Origin of the sequence: Brachybacterium sp. NBEC-018, from assembly GCF_024860185.1 — a bacterium.
Taxonomy (GTDB): domain Bacteria; phylum Actinomycetota; class Actinomycetes; order Actinomycetales; family Dermabacteraceae; genus Brachybacterium; species Brachybacterium rhamnosum.
Genome location: NZ_CP100650.1, coordinates 1699539 through 1717011 on the forward strand (window position 1 = coordinate 1699539; position 17473 = coordinate 1717011).

The following is a 17473-nucleotide window of genomic DNA, read 5'->3' on the forward strand; positions in this document are numbered from 1 at the left end:
TGACCGGCCGTGACCAGCGCGAGCGCGGGGACCGCGGCTCGACGGGCAGCGCCGCGCCGCGCCGGGGGAGCGGCGCGTGCTTGACTCCGGGGCCGTCGAGGTCCAGAATCTTCCCCGTAACAGCGCTGCTGTTCCTGCCGCAGGACCCCCGGGGCACCGGGCGCGGTCACGTCGAGAGAGACGGGCAGGAGGCAGGCCTTCCGCGCCAGGCATATGGTGGCCGACGCGGATGGACCGGGCTCTGAGGGCCCTTGCGTCCATCCGTGCATTTGTGTATGCTCGGTCCTTGCGCTGTGCGTCGTCCACGGGTCCCGCTGCTTCACGCTGCTCCACCTGTGCCTCATCGCCCCCGGAGGACGCTCGCCGCGCCTGGGAACCCGTCATCGGCCTGTGGAAGGACCCCACCCTTGGCTGCCTCGAGCACCGACCTCACCACTGACATTCAGCTGCGCACCGCTTCGCCGCGAGTCACCTTCGCGAAGCTCGGAGACCCGATCGAGGTCCCTGATCTGCTCAGCCTGCAGACCACGTCCTTCGACTGGCTGCTGGGCAACGAGCGCTGGCAGGAGCGTGCCGCCGAGGCCGCCGCCGCCGGCCGCGAGGACGTCCCGCAGACCTCCGGTCTCGCGGACATCCTCGAGGAGATCTCCCCGATCGAGGACTTCGCCGGCAACATGTCGCTGTCGTTCCGCGACCACACCTTCGACGACCCGAAGTACACGGTCGACGAGTGCAAGGAGAAGGACCTCACCTACGCCGCTCCGCTGTACGTCATCGCGGAGTTCATGAACAACGAGACCGGTGAGATCAAGACCCAGACGGTCTTCATGGGCGAGTTCCCGCTCATGACGGACAAGGGCACCTTCATCATCAACGGCACCGAGCGCGTCGTCGTCTCCCAGCTCGTGCGCGCCCCCGGCGTGTACTTCGAGGAGAGCATCGACAAGACCTCGGACAAGCACATCTTCTCGACGAAGATCATCCCGTCGCGCGGTGCGTGGCTCGAGTTCGAGATCGACAAGCGCGACCAGGTCGGCGTGCGCATCGACCGCAAGCGCAAGCAGTCCGTCACGACCCTGCTGCAGGCCCTCGGCATGTCCCACAGCGACATCCTCGAGGAGTTCGGCGAGTTCGAGTCGATGCGCTCGACCCTGGAGAAGGACCGCGTGTCCTCCCAGGACGAGGCGCTCATGGACATCTACCGCAAGCAGCGTCCGGGCGAGCCGCCGAGCCGCGATGCGGGCGAGGCCATGCTCAACAACCTGTACTTCAACCACAAGCGCTACGACCTCGCGAAGGTCGGTCGCTACAAGATCGGCAAGAAGCTCGGTCTCGAGGGCAGCCTCTCGGAGTCGACCCTGCGCCTGCAGGACATTGTCGCCGCGATCAAGTACATCGTCGCGCTGCACGACGGCGTCACCGAGTACACGAGCGTCGACGGCCGCACGGTGCGCGTCGAGACCGACGACATCGACCACTTCGGCAACCGTCGCATCCGCGCCGTGGGCGAGCTCATCCAGAACCAGGTCCGCACGGGCCTGTCCCGCATGGAGCGCGTCGTCCGCGAGCGCATGACCACGCAGGACGTCGAGGCGATCACCCCGCTGACCCTGATCAACATCCGCCCGGTCACGGCGGCGATCAAGGAGTTCTTCGGGACCTCCCAGCTCTCGCAGTTCATGGATCAGAACAACCCGCTGTCGGGCCTGACCCACAAGCGCCGCCTCTCCGCGCTCGGCCCGGGCGGCCTCTCGCGCGACCGCGCCGGCATGGAGGTCCGCGACGTCCACCCGTCGCACTACGGCCGCATGTGCCCGATCGAGACCCCTGAGGGCCCGAACATCGGCCTCATCGGCTCGCTCGCGACCTTCGCGCGCATCAACCCGTTCGGCTTCATCGAGACCCCGTACCGCAAGGTCGTCGAGGGTCGCGTGACGGACGAGATCGTCTACCTCACCGCCGACGACGAGGACCGCCTGGTCATCGCCCAGGCGAACGCGAAGGTCGGCGAGGACGGCACGTTCCTCGAGGACGCCGTGCTCTCCCGCACCACGGGCGGCGAGCCCGAGCTGGTCCCGCCGGCCGAGGTCGACTACATGGACGTCTCCGCGCGTCAGATGGTCTCCGTCGCGACCGCGATGATCCCGTTCCTCGAGCACGACGACGCCAACCGCGCGCTCATGGGCTCGAACATGCAGCGCCAGGCCGTGCCGCTCCTGAAGACCGAGATGCCGCTCGTCGGCACCGGCATGGAGCGTCGCGCCGCCGTGGACGCCGGCGACGTCATCGTCGCGTCCAAGGCCGGCATCATCGAGGAGCTCTCCGCGGACCTCATCGTGGTGATGGCCGACGACGGCACCCGCCAGACCTACCCGGTGCCGAAGTTCGAGCGCTCCAACGCGGGCAACTGCTACAACCACCGCGTGCTCTGGAACGAGGGCGACCGCGTCGAGGCCGGCTCCGTCCTCGCCGACGGCCCCTCCACCGACGAGGGCGAGCTCTCGATGGGCAAGAACCTGCTCGTCGCGTTCATGTCCTGGGAGGGCCACAACTACGAGGACGGCATCATCCTGTCCTCGCGGATGGTCCAGGACGACGTCCTCACCTCGATCCACATCGAGGAGCACGAGGTCGACGCGCGCGACACGAAGCTCGGCAAGGAGGAGATCACCCGCGACATCCCCAACGTCGGTGACGACGTCCTCGCGGATCTCGACGAGCGCGGCATCATCCGCGTCGGCGCCGAGGTGCAGCCGGGCGACATCCTCGTCGGCAAGGTGACCCCGAAGGGCGAGACCGAGCTGACCCCGGAGGAGCGCCTGCTGCGCGCGATCTTCGGCGAGAAGGCCCGCGAGGTGCGCGACACCTCGCTGCGCGTCCCCCACGGCGAGACCGGCACGGTCATCGGTGTGCACGTGTTCAACGACGAGGAGGACGGCGACATCCTCCCGACCGGCGTGAACGAGATGGTCCGCGTGTACGTGGCCCAGAAGCGCAAGATCACCGACGGCGACAAGCTCGCCGGCCGCCACGGCAACAAGGGCGTCATCGCGAAGATCCTGCCCGTGGAGGACATGCCGTTCCTCGAGGACGGCACCCCCGTGGACATCATCCTCAACCCCATGGGCGTGCCCGGTCGCATGAACATCGGCCAGGTCATGGAGACCCACCTCGGGTGGGTCGCCAAGTCCGGCTGGGACATCGACCCCGAGAGCGAGACCGCTGCGGAGCTCCCGGCGTCGGCGCTGCACGGCGAGCCCGGCACCCCCGTCGCGGTCCCCGTCTTCGACGGTCTCTCCGCGGAGGAGGTCACCGGCCTGATCGCGAGCCACCGCCCCAACCGGGACGGCGAGCAGATGGTCAAGGCCTCCGGCAAGGCGCAGCTGTTCGACGGCCGCTCCGGCGAGCCGTTCCCGGACTCGATCTCCGTGGGCTACATGTACATCCTGAAGCTCCACCACCTCGTGGACGACAAGCTGCACGCGCGCTCCACCGGCCCGTACTCGATGATCACGCAGCAGCCCCTGGGCGGTAAGGCCCAGTTCGGCGGCCAGCGCTTCGGCGAGATGGAGGTGTGGGCCCTCGAGGCCTACGGCGCCGCGTACGCCCTGCAGGAGCTGCTGACCATCAAGTCGGACGACATCTCCGGCCGCGTGAAGGTCTACGAGGCCATCGTCAAGGGCGAGAACATCCCCGAGCCCGGCATCCCGGAGTCCTTCCGGGTGCTGCTCAAGGAGATGCAGTCGCTGTGCCTGAACGTCGAGGTCCTCTCCTCCGACGGCACCGCCCAGGAGGTGCGCGAGAGCGACGAGGAGGTCTTCCGCGCCGCGGAGGAGCTCGGCATCGACCTGTCCCGCCGTCCCCACGAGGGCGTCGGCTCCATCGAAGAGGTCTGAGCGACGGGGTGGGACGGGGAGCGCACCTCGCGCCCCGTCCCACCGCCCCCGCCCTGATCCCTCAGACCACACGACTTCAGATTCGAGAGAAGGACACCTGTGCTCGACGTCAACACCTTCGACGAGCTGCGCATCGGCCTCGCGACCGCCGATGACATCCGCGCCTGGTCGCACGGCGAGGTCAAGAAGCCGGAGACCATCAACTACCGCACCCTGAAGCCCGAGATGGACGGCCTCTTCTGCGAGCGCATCTTCGGCCCCACCCGGGACTGGGAGTGCTACTGCGGCAAGTACAAGCGCGTGCGCTTCAAGGGCATCGTCTGCGAGCGCTGCGGCGTGGAGGTCACCAAGTCCTCCGTGCGCCGTGAGCGCATGGGCCACGTGGAGCTCGCCGCCCCCGTCACCCACATCTGGTACTTCAAGGGCGTGCCGAGCCGTCTCGGCTACCTGCTGGACCTCGCGCCGAAGGATCTCGAGAAGATCATCTACTTCGCCGCCTACATGGTGACCTCCGTGGACGAGCAGGCTCGCCACGAGGACATGCCCGATCTCCAGGCCCGCCACGACCTCGAGGTCAAGGAGCTGGAGAAGGAGCGCGACGCCGCCCTGAACGACCGCGCCGTCTCCGCGGAGAAGGACCTCGCCCAGCTCGAGGAGGAGGGTGCCAAGGCCGACGCGAAGCGCAAGGTCCGCGACTCCTCCGAGCGCGAGCAGGCCCAGATCCGCAAGAAGTACGACGCCGAGATCGACCGCATCACCCGTGTGTGGGAGCGCTTCAAGGGCCTCAAGGTCGCCGACCTCGAGGGCGACGAGCAGCTCTACCGCGCGATGAAGCTGCGCTTCGGCACCTACTTCGAGGGCGGCATGGGCGCCGAGGCGATCCAGAAGCGCCTCCAGGACTTCGACCTGGACGCCGAGGCCGAGCTGCTCCGCGAGATCATCGCGACCGGCAAGGGCCAGAAGAAGGCCCGCGCCCTCAAGCGCCTCAAGGTCGTCTCCGCGTTCCGCTCGACCACCAACTCGCCCGTCGGCATGGTGCTCGACGCGGTCCCGGTCATCCCCCCGGACCTGCGTCCGATGGTGCAGCTGGACGGCGGCCGCTTCGCGACCTCCGACCTCAACGACCTGTACCGCCGCGTCATCAACCGCAACAACCGCCTCAAGCGGCTGCTCGATCTCGGCGCCCCCGAGATCATCGTGAACAACGAGAAGCGCATGCTGCAGGAGTCGGTCGACTCGCTGTTCGACAACGGCCGCCGCGGTCGTCCGGTCACCGGGCCGGGCAACCGCCCGCTGAAGTCGCTCTCCGACATGCTCAAGGGCAAGCAGGGGCGCTTCCGCCAGAACCTGCTCGGCAAGCGCGTGGACTACTCCGCCCGCTCCGTCATCGTGAACGGCCCGCAGCTGAACCTGCACCAGTGCGGTCTGCCCAAGACCATGGCCCTCGAGCTCTTCAAGCCCTTCGTCATGAAGCGCCTCGTCGAGCTCAGCCATGCGCAGAACGTCAAGGCCGCGAAGCGGATGGTCGAGCGCGCCCGCCCCGAGGTCTGGGACGTGCTCGAGGAGGTCATCACCGAGCACCCGGTGCTGCTGAACCGTGCGCCGACCCTGCACCGCCTGGGCATCCAGGCCTTCGAGCCGCAGCTCGTCGAGGGCAAGGCCATCCACCTGCACCCGCTCGTGTGCGCCGCCTTCAACGCGGACTTCGACGGCGACCAGATGGCCGTGCACCTCCCGCTCTCCGCGGAGGCGCAGGCCGAGGCCCGCATCCTGATGCTGTCCTCGAACAACATCCTCAAGCCGTCCGACGGCCGCCCGGTCACCATGCCCGCACAGGACATGATCATCGGTCTGTACCACCTCACGACCGTCCGCGAGGACGCCGTGGGCGCCGGGCGCCAGTTCTCCTCGGTCGCCGAGGCGATCATGGCGAACGACGCGCGGGAGCTGCACCTCAACGCGCCCGTGAGGATCCGCTTCGAGGACATCGTCCCGCCGAGCGACTGGGAGGCTCCGGAGGGCTGGACCGAGGGTGACCCGATCATCCTCGAGACGACCCTGGGCACCGTCTACTTCAACGAGACGCTGCCGGTGGACTTCCCGTTCGTGCAGGGCCAGGTCGGCAAGAAGCGCCTCGGCTCGATCGTCAACACGCTCGCCGAGCGCTACGACAAGGGCCAGGTCGCGGCGTCCCTGGACGCGCTGAAGTCCTACGGCTTCTCGTGGTCGACCCGCTCAGGCGTGTCCTTCGCGCTGTCCGACGTCGTCGCGCCCCCGAACAAGGGCGAGATCATCTCGAAGTTCGAGGCGAAGGCCGCTCAGGTCCAGGAGAACCGCGACCTGGGTCTGGTCTCCGAGGCCGAGCGCAACATCGAGCTCATCGACATCTGGACCGAGGCGACCAACGAGGTCGACAACGCCATGCGTGAGAACTTCGAGCGCTCCAACACCATCTTCCGGATGGTGGACTCGGGCGCCCGAGGCAACTGGATGCAGATCCGTCAGATCGCCGGTATGCGCGGCCTGGTGAACAACCCGAAGGGCGAGATCATCCCGCGCCCGATCCTCTCCAACTACAAGGAGGGGCTCTCGGTCCTGGAGTACTTCATCGCGTCGCACGGTTCCCGCAAGGGCCTCGCGGACACCGCGCTGAAGACCGCCCAGTCCGGCTACCTCACGCGTCGTCTCGTCGACGTCTCGCAGGACGTCATCGTCCGCGAGGCCGACTGCGGCACCTCGAAGGGCCTCACCCTCGCGGTGACCGTCGAGGAGGCCGGCGCGATCGTCCCGGCGGAGAACCTCGAGACGACCATCCACGGTCGCATCCTCGCGGCCGCCGCTCTCGGTGCGGACGGCCAGGAGGTGCTGCCCGCGGGTGCGGAGATCGGCGACGTGCAGATCGAGCAGCTGGTCGCGGCGAACGTCCGCGACGTGAAGATCCGCTCGGTGCTGACCTGCGACTCCGCGGTGGGCACCTGCGCGAACTGCTACGGCCGCTCGCTGGCCACCGGTCAGCTCGTGGACATCGGCGAGGCCGTCGGCATCATCGCGGCGCAGTCGATCGGCGAGCCCGGCACGCAGCTCACCATGCGTACCTTCCACACCGGTGGTGTGGCGAGTGCGGACGGCGACATCACGCACGGTCTGCCGCGAGTGCAGGAGCTCTTCGAGGCCCGCACCCCGGCCGGCTTCGCGCCGATCACCGAGGCCGCAGGTCGCCTGGAGATCGAGGAGAGCGACAAGCAGCGCAAGCTGACGGTCACGCCGGACGACGGCACCGACCCGATCACCTACACGGTCTCCAAGCGCGTCACCCTGCTGGTGGCGGACGGCGATCACCTCACGGTGGGCCAGCAGCTCTCGCAGGGCTCGGTCGACCCCAAGCAGGTGCTGCGCATCCTCGGCCCGCGGGCCGTGCAGAAGCACCTGGTGGACGAGGTCCAGAAGGTCTACGTGTCGCAGGGTGTGGACATCCACGCCAAGCACATCGAGGTCATCGTGCGCCAGATGCTGCGTCGCGTGACGGTCATCGAGTCCGGCGACGCGGATCTGCTGCCCGGCGACTTCGCCGAGCGCGTGATCTTCGAGCGGGAGAACCGTCGGGTGCTCTCCGAGGGCGGTCAGCCCGCCTCCGGTCGCCCGGAGCTCATGGGCATTACGAAGGCGTCGCTCGCGACGGACTCGTGGCTGTCGGCGGCCTCCTTCCAGGAGACCACCCGCGTGCTCACCGAGGCCGCCCTGAACCGCCGCAGCGACTCGCTGGTGGGGCTCAAGGAGAACGTCATCCTCGGCAAGCTCATCCCGGCCGGCACGGGTCTGTCCCGCTTCCGCAACATCGCGGTCGAGCCGACCGACGAGGCGAAGGCGCAGATGTACCAGGTGCCGGGCTACGACGAGCTGGACTTCTCGGGCTTCGGCTCGACCGGCTCCGTGAACCTGGACGACATCGACTACGCCGATCCGTTCCGCACGGACTTCCGCTGAGCCGAATCTGCTGAGGGCCCTGCGGCCCGCACGCTCCGGACGGGGCGGTCCCACCTCCGGGTGGGGCCGCCCCGTCGGCGTTCCCGGGGCAGGTGACCACCGCCCGCGACGGCCGGACGCTCCCGCGCAGGCCCTCGACGCCGGGCGCCCGCGCCCCGCTGGGCGATGGGCCGGACGGGGCGGGCGAGCTGGGATACTGACCCGATGGGACAGGACGGACGGGCGGCGAGCGCGGCGGGGGAGCGGCGCACGCGCCCGAGCGAGCCCCGAGCGGCCTCCCGCCACCGGCTCGCGTTCCCGCCCCGGCTGCGCGAGCGCCTGCTGGGGCCGCGCGTGATCGATCCGCCGCTTCGCCTGTTCGCCGGGCTCTTCGCGGTGGCCATGGTGCTGCCCTCCCCGGGGACCGACCTGCTGCGCGCCGACTACCTCACCGAGGCCGCCGCCGCGGTGCTCCTGCTCGTCGCCACGGTGCGGCCGACGATCGCGCTGGTGCTGATCCTGCCGGGCGAGGCCGTGCACGCCGTGCTGGCGCCCGCGGACCCGACCCCATTCCTCGCGACCTGCGCGACGGTGGTCGCCGTCTCGGCCGCCGGCCGTCGCTGGCGGCTGCTGCTCGTCGCGACGGGCGTGTACGTGGCGCTCATGCTCCTGGGCGGCATCGTGAGCCCGGACAGGACCTTCGGCATCGACCGGACCGAGCCGATCCTGTGGCTGCTGACGATGATCCTGGGGCTCAGCGCGGCCGTGCTCCAGGCACGGATCGACGCGGAGATCCGGCGGCGCGAGCGGGCGGCGCGGCTGGCCGAGCAGGAGCTGCAGCGACTGCGGGTGGAGCTCGCCACCGACACCCACGACACGGTCTCCCATGCGCTCGCGACCGAGGCCGCGATCATCCGGATGATGGGGCGGTCGCGGGAGGAGGGTCTCGACGAGCGGGTGCTCTCGGAGCTCGCCCTCGTCAACGCCCGCGCGCAGCGTCAGCTGCGGCAGCTCCTCGCGCGTCTGCACTCGCCCCGGGACTCCGATGACGTCGTCGACCTGAGGCGGGAGATCCCGGCGTCCCTCGAGGCGATCCGCTCGGGGGCCCGCGCGGGGGGCTTCGACCTCCTCACCGCCCGCGGCGATCTGCCCGGACGGGTCGAGTCGCGGTTCGCCGCGGAGGTGCAGCTGATGCTCTTCGAGCTCGCCACGAACGTCCTCAAGCACGCGTGCTCGCCGGACGGCGCCTCGGTGCGGGCGGGTCTCGCGGAGGGTCCCGGTGTGCAGGCGCTCCTGCTCGTCTCCCGGAACGTCGTGGAGGGGACGGATCCGGTCTCACCGCGCACCCTCACGCGCCGCGCCCGGGCGCTCGGCGGGGACTGCTCGGTGGGGCACGGCCCGGGGAGCACCCTCGAGGTGCGCGTGCTGCTCCCGGTGCCCGCGCTCCCCGAGGCGGATCCCCCGGGGGCGGAGGGCGAGGAGGTCCTCGACGGGCCCGTGGCGGTCGGTGCCCTCGGCCCGGACACGTCGCCCGAGGGACGTGCGGCGGAGGGCCGGGGACCGGGTCGTCCCCGGCGCCGGGATCATCTCCTCCGCGCGGGGGAGGCCGAGGATCGCCGTGCCGGGGTGGAATGAGGGCATGCGCCTCCTCGTCGCCCTCCTCCTCGCCGCCGGGTCGTTCCTGACGACCGCGCAGCACGCGGACGCGGCGTCGCCGTGCATGACCAGCACGACGAGCACGACGAGCGGCGCGAGCACCTCGCGGACCGGCGCCGCCGCCGTGCTCGTGCGGCTGCCGGGGGAGATCCGGTGGGGCTGCCTCTACTGGCGGTTCGCCGACCACGAGCGCTTCCTGAGGAACTGCACATGAGCGCCGACGGGCCCGTCGTCCGGGTGCTCATCGTCGACGACGACCGGTGGACCACGCGCGCCGTCGCCGCCGTGCTCGGCGACGACCCGGGTCTGTCGGTGCTCGAGCCCGAGCACAGCGGGGAGGACGCGATCTCCGCGTACTGCGCGCTGCGGCCGGACGTCGTGCTCATGGACGTCAACATGGCGCCCGGGATGAACGGAATCGACGCGACCGCCGAGATCCTCCGCCTGGACCCCGCGGCCCGGATCGTGCTGCTCACGACCGTCTCCCCGGGGCCGGGGATCGCGCGTGCCCTCGAGGCGGGGGCCATCGCCGCGGTCGCCAAGACGGCGGCGGAGGAGGTGCTCGTGGACACGGTGCACCGGGCCGCGGCGGGGGAGGCCCCGCTGCGCCTGGGCACCCTCGCGGAGGACATCGTCATCAGCGGGGACGTGCTGCCGGAGGCGCCGGCGACGGCCCCGCGCCTCACCGAGCGCGAGCGGGAGACCCTGCGCCTGCTGTGCCAGGGCCTCGAGTACGAGCAGATCGCGCAGCAGCTGTGCGTCGAGGTGAGCACCGTGAAGAGCCACGCCCGCAGCCTGCGCGAGAAGCTGGGCGCGGCGAACCACGCGCAGCTGATCATCCAGGCCGTGAAGCACAAGTACTTCACCCCCGCCTGACCCTCGTCGCCGCGCGGAGGCCCGACGATCTTCCCGGGGACCTCCTCCGTACGGGGGAGGACACCCCGCGGCGGGTCTCCGTACGGTGGACCGGTCAGGGCACGGGTGCCGGTGACGGCGGGGAGGAGCACGTGATGTCGGGGGAGAGGTCACGCCGCTGCCTGCTCCCCGTCGTCACCCTCGCGGCGACGGCCGTCCTGCTCCTCCTCGTCGATCCGCTGCTCGCGGGCGCGCCGTGGTGGCGTGCCGAGGCGGCCCTGCTGCGCCCCGCGCTGCTGCCCGCGCTCCTCGCCTGGCTCGTGCTCTGCGCGGGCGCCCTCACGGCCGTCGCGATGCGTCCCACGCGCGGCGCCTCGACCCTCGCGGCGACCGCGGTGCTCGGCGGGGCGCTGCTGCCGGCCGTCGTCGGCTCCGTCCTGCTCGGCAGCGTCTTCCCCGCGTCCAGCCCGCTCTGGGTGAGCGTCGTCCTCGGTGCGGCGGCCGCGACCTGGAGCGTGCTCTCCGTCTCCCGTCGTGCGTGGCAGGGAGCACGCGGAGGGGCGTCCGAGGTGACGGAGACCGCGCCGAACCTCAACGCTTCGTAAAGACTCCCTGGGCGTCTCCCCAAAGTCCGCTGGCAGCCCTTCCGCCGCCCCGCGCGCGCCCGGGAGGATCGACCACGGCGGAGAACTCCGCGCGAACTTCCCCCGCAGCACCTCGTGACCCGAGGACGCGCTCGCGCCCGCCCCGCACCTCCGCCCCCGGAGCGTGCGGCTCAGGGAACGAGCACCGCCGGCCGACCGCCGGCGGCGGAACAGGTGGATGCAGTGAAGAAGACCCCGTGGATCATCGGCGCGGCGACCGTGGCCGTGCTCGCCGTGGGCGGCGGCGGCACCGCCTACGCCGTCTCGAGCGAGGCCGCCGTGACCGTGTACGGCAAGGCGAGCAGCGTCCGCACGTTCTCGAGCCCCACCGTCGCCGAGCTCCTCGAGAGCCAGGGCATCACCGTTCAGGAGAACGACCTCGTGACCCCCGGTCTCGACGAGACGGTCACCGACGGCATGGACATCCAGGTCGTCCAGCGCCACCTCGCGACCGTGACGATCGACGGCGCCGAGAAGGACGTCCTCACCACCGGCACCACGGTGCAGGACGCGCTCGACGAGCTGGACTACAAGGCCGAGGGCGCGAAGGTCACCCCTGCGCCGGAGACCGAGCTCTCCGCGACCGAGGCCACCGCAGTCGACGTCTCCACGCTCAAGACCGTCACCTTCACCGGGCAGTACGGCTCCGCGACCTTCGAGACCACCGCCAAGACGGTGGACGAGGCGATGACCTCCCTCCTCACGAACATCGAGGACTCCGACACAGCCTCCGTCGAGCGCGATGCGCTCCTCGAGGACGGCGCCACGATCGAGGTGCACCGCACCCGCGAGAAGGAGCGCACGGAGACCGAGGAGATCCCCTTCGAGACCACCACGAAGAAGGACGACACCCTCCTCGAGGGCACGACGAGGACGACCACCGAGGGCAAGAAGGGCTCCAAGGAGATCGTCTACAAGGACACCGTCGTCGACGGGAAGACCACCGAGTCCGAGAAGGTCTCCGAGAAGGTCACCGCCGAGCCCGTCGCGAAGGTCGTCGTCGAGGGCACCAAGAAGGCCCCCGTCGAGGAGAAGACCGAGGAGAAGGCCGAGGAGAGCGGCTCCTCGAGCAGCTCCGCCTCGACCTCTCGCAGCACCACCGAGTCCTCGCGCAGCTCCGAGCGCTCCTCGTCCTCCGAGAAGGAGAGCTCCTCCGACGAGAAGAAGAGCTCCTCCTCCTCCTCGAAGAGCGACGACTCCTCCTCCGAGAAGGAGGAGAGCTCCTCCTCGTCGAGCTCCTCCGCCCCCTCGGTCTCCGGCGGCTCCGTGTGGGACAAGCTCGCGAAGTGCGAGTCCGGCGGCAACTGGTCGATCAACACGGGCAACGGCTTCTACGGCGGCCTGCAGTTCACCAAGTCGACCTGGCTCGCCTACGGGGGCGGCCAGTACGCCTCGAACGCGCACCTCGCCTCCCGCGAGCAGCAGATCGCGATCGGCAAGAAGGTCCAGGCCGGCCAGGGCTGGGGCGCGTGGCCGTCCTGCACCTCGCAGCTCGGCATCCGCTGACGAGGTCCCTCGACGGGTCCCGGAGGACCCTGGCGACATCCGGTGCGAGAGCGCGCCGCGGGATCCCGCGGCGCGCTCTCGCCGTCCCCGGGGGAGGGGCGGAGCCGCCGCGACCAGGCGCGCCGGGCATCCCGTGTGATCTGCGTCGGATGGAGGCGGATCCTTTGACCGTTCACACGCGGTCTCACTAGACTGTCGCGTGCGTCCGGAGTGCCCTCCGGTCGTGACCCGGGACGAGATCCGGACCTGACGCCCGTGCGGCGGAGGGGACGGAGGGTGTCCCCCGCGAGGAGCGGATCCTCGCGGCGTGCCCGAAAGACGGGGAGAAGGCCATGCCCGGCCCCTCCCCGCGGGCACCGATCACGGTCCTCCGGACGCCCGAGCGGTGCCATCACCGCACGGGCGGGTCGCCATCCGTCATCCCGGGCATGGGAGCGGATTCGCGGGTCGCCGGTCGTCTCGACGACCGAAGCAGTTGATCCTCGTTCAGCAATACTGATCGGGGCCGAACAGGAAGAGAAGCTGTGCCTACTATCCAGCAGCTGGTGCGCAAGGGGCGGCAGGACAAGCCCTCTGCGTCCAACACGCCGGCGCTCAAGGGCTCGCCCCAGCGCCGCGGTGTGTGCACGCGCGTGTACACCCAGACCCCGAAGAAGCCGAACTCCGCGCTGCGCAAGATCGCGCGTGTCCGACTCTCCACGGGCGTCGAGGTCACCGCGTACATCCCCGGTGAGGGCCACAACCTCCAGGAGCACTCCATCGTGCTCGTGCGCGGCGGTCGTGTGAAGGACCTCCCGGGCGTGCGCTACAAGATCATCCGCGGCTCCCTGGACACCCAGGGTGTGAAGGGTCGTCAGCAGGCTCGTTCCCGCTACGGCGCGAAGAAGGAGAAGAAGTAATGCCTCGTAAGGGAGCAGCTCCGAAGCGCGACCTCGTGGTCGACCCCGTCTACGGGTCCCCGATGGTCACCCAGCTCATCAACAAGATCCTGCTCGACGGCAAGAAGACCGTCGCCGAGCGCATCGTCTACGGCGCGCTCGAGGGCGCCCGTGAGAAGAACGGTCAGGATCCCGTCGCGACCCTCAAGAAGGCTCTCGACAACATCCGCCCGACCCTCGAGGTCCGCAGCCGCCGCGTCGGCGGTGCGACCTACCAGGTGCCGGTCGAGGTCAAGCCGGGTCGTTCCACGACCCTCGCGCTGCGCTGGCTCGTGGGCTACTCGCGCGCCCGTCGCGAGCACACGATGACCGAGCGTCTGATGAACGAGATCCTCGACGCCTCGAACGGTCTCGGCGCCGCGGTGAAGCGTCGCGAGGACACGCACAAGATGGCCGAGTCCAACCGCGCCTTCGCTCACTACCGCTGGTGAGTCCGGTCGGGGGCCCGCCCACCCGGCGGGCCCCCGCCCCGCACCCCCCGGCCGCTCTTCCCGCTTCAGCCCAGACGAAAGGCAAAGCCCGTGGCACTCGCAGTGCTCAGCGACCTCACGAAGGTCCGCAACATCGGCATCATGGCCCACATCGATGCCGGCAAGACCACCACGACCGAGCGCATCCTGTACTACACCGGTGTCAACTACAAGATCGGTGAGACCCACGACGGCGCGGGCACGATGGACTGGATGGAGCAGGAGAAGGAGCGCGGCATCACGATCACGTCTGCCGCGACGACCTGCTACTGGAACGACAACCAGATCAACATCATCGACACCCCGGGTCACGTCGACTTCACCGTCGAGGTGGAGCGCTCGCTCCGCGTGCTCGACGGCGCCGTCGCCGTGTTCGACGGCAAGGAGGGTGTCGAGCCCCAGTCCGAGACGGTCTGGCGCCAGGCCGACAAGTACGACGTCCCCCGCATCTGCTTCGTCAACAAGATGGACAAGCTCGGCGCGGACTTCTTCTTCACCGTCAAGACCATCATCGAGCGCCTCGGCGCGAAGCCCCTCGTCATGCAGGTGCCGATCGGCGCCGAGAGCGAGTTCAACGGCATCGTCGACCTCGTGAAGCAGAAGGCCTTCGAGTGGCCCGAGGTCTTCCCGGACGACGCCTCCGCCGCGCCGTTCGGCAAGAAGGGCGGCGACGCCACCCTCGGCCAGCTGCAGGTGGAGATCCCGATCCCCGCCGAGCTCCAGGACACCGTCGACGAGTACCGCGCCAAGCTGGTCGAGGACGTCGCCGAGTCCACCGAGGAGCTCATGGAGGCGTACCTCGAGGAGGGCGACCTCACCGAGGAGCAGCTCAAGACCGGCATCCGCAAGATGACCGTGAACTCCGAGGCCTACCCGGTGTTCGCCGGCTCCGCGTTCAAGAACAAGGGCGTCCAGCTCATGCTCGACGCGGTGATCGACTTCCTCCCCTCGCCCCTCGACGTGCCGCCGATGATCGGTCACGACCCGAAGGACGAGGAGAAGGAGCTCACCCGCAAGCCCGACTGGGACGAGCCCTTCTCGGCGCTCGCCTTCAAGGTCGCGGCGCACCCCTTCTTCGGCGCGCTCACCTACGTCCGCGTGTACTCGGGCCAGGTGAAGACCGGCGACCAGGTCCTCAACGCCACCTCCGGCAAGAAGGAGCGCATCGGGAAGCTCTTCCAGATGCACTCCAACCAGGAGAACCCGGTCGACGAGGCGTTCGCGGGCCACATCTACGCGTTCATCGGTCTCAAGGACACCAACACCGGTGACACGCTGTGCGACCTCCAGGCCCCGATCGCGCTGGAGTCGATGACCTTCCCCGAGCCCGTGATCTCCGTGGCCATCGAGCCCAAGACCAAGGGCGACCAGGAGAAGCTCGGCGTCGCCATCCAGAAGCTCGCCAAGGAGGACCCGACCTTCCAGGTCGAGCTCGACGAGGAGACCGGTCAGACGGTCATCCGCGGCATGGGCGAGCTGCACCTCGACATCCTCGTGGACCGCATGCGCCGCGAGTTCAAGGTCGAGGCGAACATCGGCAAGCCGCAGGTCGCGTACCGCGAGACCATCAAGCGGGCCGTCGAGAAGTTCGACTTCACGCACAAGAAGCAGACCGGCGGCTCCGGCCAGTTCGCGAAGGTCCAGCTGACCTTCGGTCCGCTCGAGGGTGCCGAGGAGGGCGTGTTCTACGAGTTCGAGAACGCGGTCACCGGCGGTCGCGTTCCGCGCGAGTACATCCCGAGCGTCGACGCGGGCATCCAGGACGCGCTGCAGAGCGGTGTCCTGGCCGGCTACCCGGTCGTGAACGTGAAGGCCACCCTCACCGACGGCGCCTACCATGACGTCGACTCCTCGGAGATGGCCTTCAAGATCGCCGGTTCCATGGCCGCCAAGGAGGCCATGCGCAAGGCGAACCCTGTCATCCTCGAGCCGCTCATGGACGTCGAGGTGCGTACTCCGGAGGAGTACATGGGAGATGTCATCGGCGACCTGAACTCCCGTCGAGGTCAGGTCCAGTCGATGGAGGATGCGAGCGGGGTCAAGATCGTCCGCGCTCTCGTCCCGCTGTCGGAGATGTTCGGCTACGTCGGCGACCTGCGGTCCAAGACCCAGGGTCGTGCGATGTACTCGATGCAGTTCGACAGCTACGCGGAGGTCCCGAAGAACATCTCGGACGAGATCGTCGCGAAGACCCGGGGCGAGTGAGGGTCGGGGGAGCAGGTAGCATTCCTGCCTGCTCCCTCCGCCTCCGTCGGAGAGCCACCGGAAGGTGGGGACCCGATCCCGACCAGAAGTACCCAGAGATTACGAAGTCCTAGGAGGACACACCATGGCGAAGGCCAAGTTCGAGCGGAACAAGCCGCACGTCAACATCGGCACCATCGGTCACGTCGACCACGGCAAGACCACGCTGACCGCTGCGATCTCGAAGGTCCTGTACGACCAGTACCCGGACATCAACGAGAAGCGGGACTTCGACCAGATCGATAACGCGCCTGAGGAGAAGCAGCGCGGCATCACGATCAACATCTCGCACATCGAGTACCAGACCGAGAAGCGTCACTACGCCCACGTCGACGCCCCCGGCCACGCCGACTACATCAAGAACATGATCACCGGCGCGGCCCAGATGGACGGCGCGATCCTCGTGGTCGCCGCCACCGACGGCCCGATGGCCCAGACCCGTGAGCACGTTCTGCTCGCCCGCCAGGTGGGCGTCCCCTACCTGCTGGTCGCGCTGAACAAGTCCGACATGGTCGACGACGAGGAGATCCTCGAGCTCGTCGAGATGGAGGTCCGCGAGCTGCTGGGTTCGCAGGAGTTCGACGAGGACGCCCCCGTCGTGCGCGTGTCCGCTCTCAAGGCGCTCGAGGGCGACGAGAAGTGGGTCAAGTCCGTGCAGGAGCTCATGGCCGCGGTGGACGAGAACATCCCCGACCCGGTCCGTGACATGGACAAGCCGTTCCTCATGCCCGTCGAGGACGTCTTCACCATCACCGGTCGCGGCACCGTCGTCACCGGCAAGGTGGAGCGCGGCAAGCTCGCCATCAACTCCGAGGTCGAGATCGTCGGCATCCGCGAGCCGCAGAAGACCACGGTCACCGGCATCGAGATGTTCCACAAGCAGATGGACGAGGCGTGGGCCGGCGAGAACTGCGGTCTTCTCCTCCGCGGCACCAAGCGCGAGGACGTCGAGCGCGGCCAGGTCGTCGTGAAGCCGGGTTCGATCACCCCGCACACCAACTTCGAGGCGCAGGTCTACATCCTGTCCAAGGACGAGGGCGGCCGTCACAACCCGTTCTACTCGAACTACCGTCCGCAGTTCTACTTCCGGACCACCGACGTCACCGGCGTCATCTCCCTGCCCGAGGGCACCGAGATGGTCATGCCCGGCGACAACACCGAGATGACGGTGGAGCTCATCCAGCCCATCGCCATGGAGGAGGGCCTCGGCTTCGCCATCCGTGAGGGTGGCCGCACCGTGGGCTCGGGCCGCGTCACCAAGATCACCAAGTGATCACCGCGGGGGTGACCCCGCAGCCGTG

Annotated in this window: 11 protein-coding genes; all 11 read left to right on the top strand. The window is 69.2% G+C overall.

The features are described from left to right. The first annotated feature begins 407 nt into the window (after positions 1-407). The 11 genes from rpoB (at position 408) to tuf (ending at position 17445) form a co-directional block, all read left to right on the top strand. Positions 408-3896 carry a DNA-directed RNA polymerase subunit beta gene (rpoB, locus tag NLU66_RS07630; RefSeq protein ID WP_137770114.1) on the top strand — a complete coding sequence of 1163 codons (3489 nt, stop codon included), beginning with the start codon at positions 408-410 and terminating at the stop codon, positions 3894-3896. A gap of 99 nt (positions 3897-3995) precedes the next feature. Further along, positions 3996-7880 (top strand): DNA-directed RNA polymerase subunit beta', encoded by a 3885-nt coding sequence (locus NLU66_RS07635; RefSeq protein ID WP_259362321.1) that lies wholly within the window; start codon positions 3996-3998, stop codon positions 7878-7880. A gap of 204 nt (positions 7881-8084) precedes the next feature. Then, positions 8085-9494 carry a hypothetical protein gene (locus tag NLU66_RS07640; RefSeq protein ID WP_259362322.1) on the top strand — a complete coding sequence of 470 codons (1410 nt, stop codon included), beginning with the start codon at positions 8085-8087 and terminating at the stop codon, positions 9492-9494. 4 nt (positions 9495-9498) lie between these two features. Then, positions 9499-9729 (top strand): hypothetical protein, encoded by a 231-nt coding sequence (locus tag NLU66_RS07645; protein WP_259362323.1) that lies wholly within the window; start codon positions 9499-9501, stop codon positions 9727-9729. Then, positions 9726-10391 (top strand): response regulator transcription factor, encoded by a 666-nt coding sequence (locus NLU66_RS07650; protein ID WP_259362324.1) that lies wholly within the window; start codon positions 9726-9728, stop codon positions 10389-10391. Before NLU66_RS07645 ends, NLU66_RS07650 begins: the two co-directional genes overlap by 4 nt. 134 nt (positions 10392-10525) lie before the next feature. Then, positions 10526-10975, top strand: a complete 450-nt coding sequence (locus tag NLU66_RS07655; RefSeq protein WP_259362325.1) for a hypothetical protein — start codon at positions 10526-10528, stop codon at positions 10973-10975. 222 nt (positions 10976-11197) lie between these two features. After that, complete coding sequence (locus NLU66_RS17705) at positions 11198-12520, top strand: resuscitation-promoting factor (protein ID WP_323374636.1); 1323 nt, start codon at positions 11198-11200, stop codon at positions 12518-12520. 524 nt (positions 12521-13044) lie between these two features. Next, the gene (gene rpsL, locus NLU66_RS07670; protein ID WP_103384966.1) at positions 13045-13419 is read left to right on the top strand and encodes a 30S ribosomal protein S12; all 375 of its coding nucleotides are present in this window, start codon (positions 13045-13047) and stop codon (positions 13417-13419) included. Beyond that, positions 13419-13889: a 30S ribosomal protein S7 gene (gene rpsG, locus NLU66_RS07675; protein ID WP_137770118.1), complete on the top strand. Its 471-nt coding sequence runs from the start codon at positions 13419-13421 to the stop codon at positions 13887-13889. The genes rpsL and rpsG overlap by 1 nt, the downstream gene beginning before the upstream one ends. 90 nt (positions 13890-13979) lie before the next feature. Beyond that, positions 13980-16133, top strand: a complete 2154-nt coding sequence (gene fusA, locus NLU66_RS07680; RefSeq protein ID WP_259362326.1) for an elongation factor G — start codon at positions 13980-13982, stop codon at positions 16131-16133. Positions 16134-16257: 124 nt separating this feature from the next. Continuing rightward, positions 16258-17445, top strand: a complete 1188-nt coding sequence (tuf, locus tag NLU66_RS07685; RefSeq protein WP_259362327.1) for an elongation factor Tu — start codon at positions 16258-16260, stop codon at positions 17443-17445. Positions 17446-17473 lie beyond the last annotated feature (28 nt).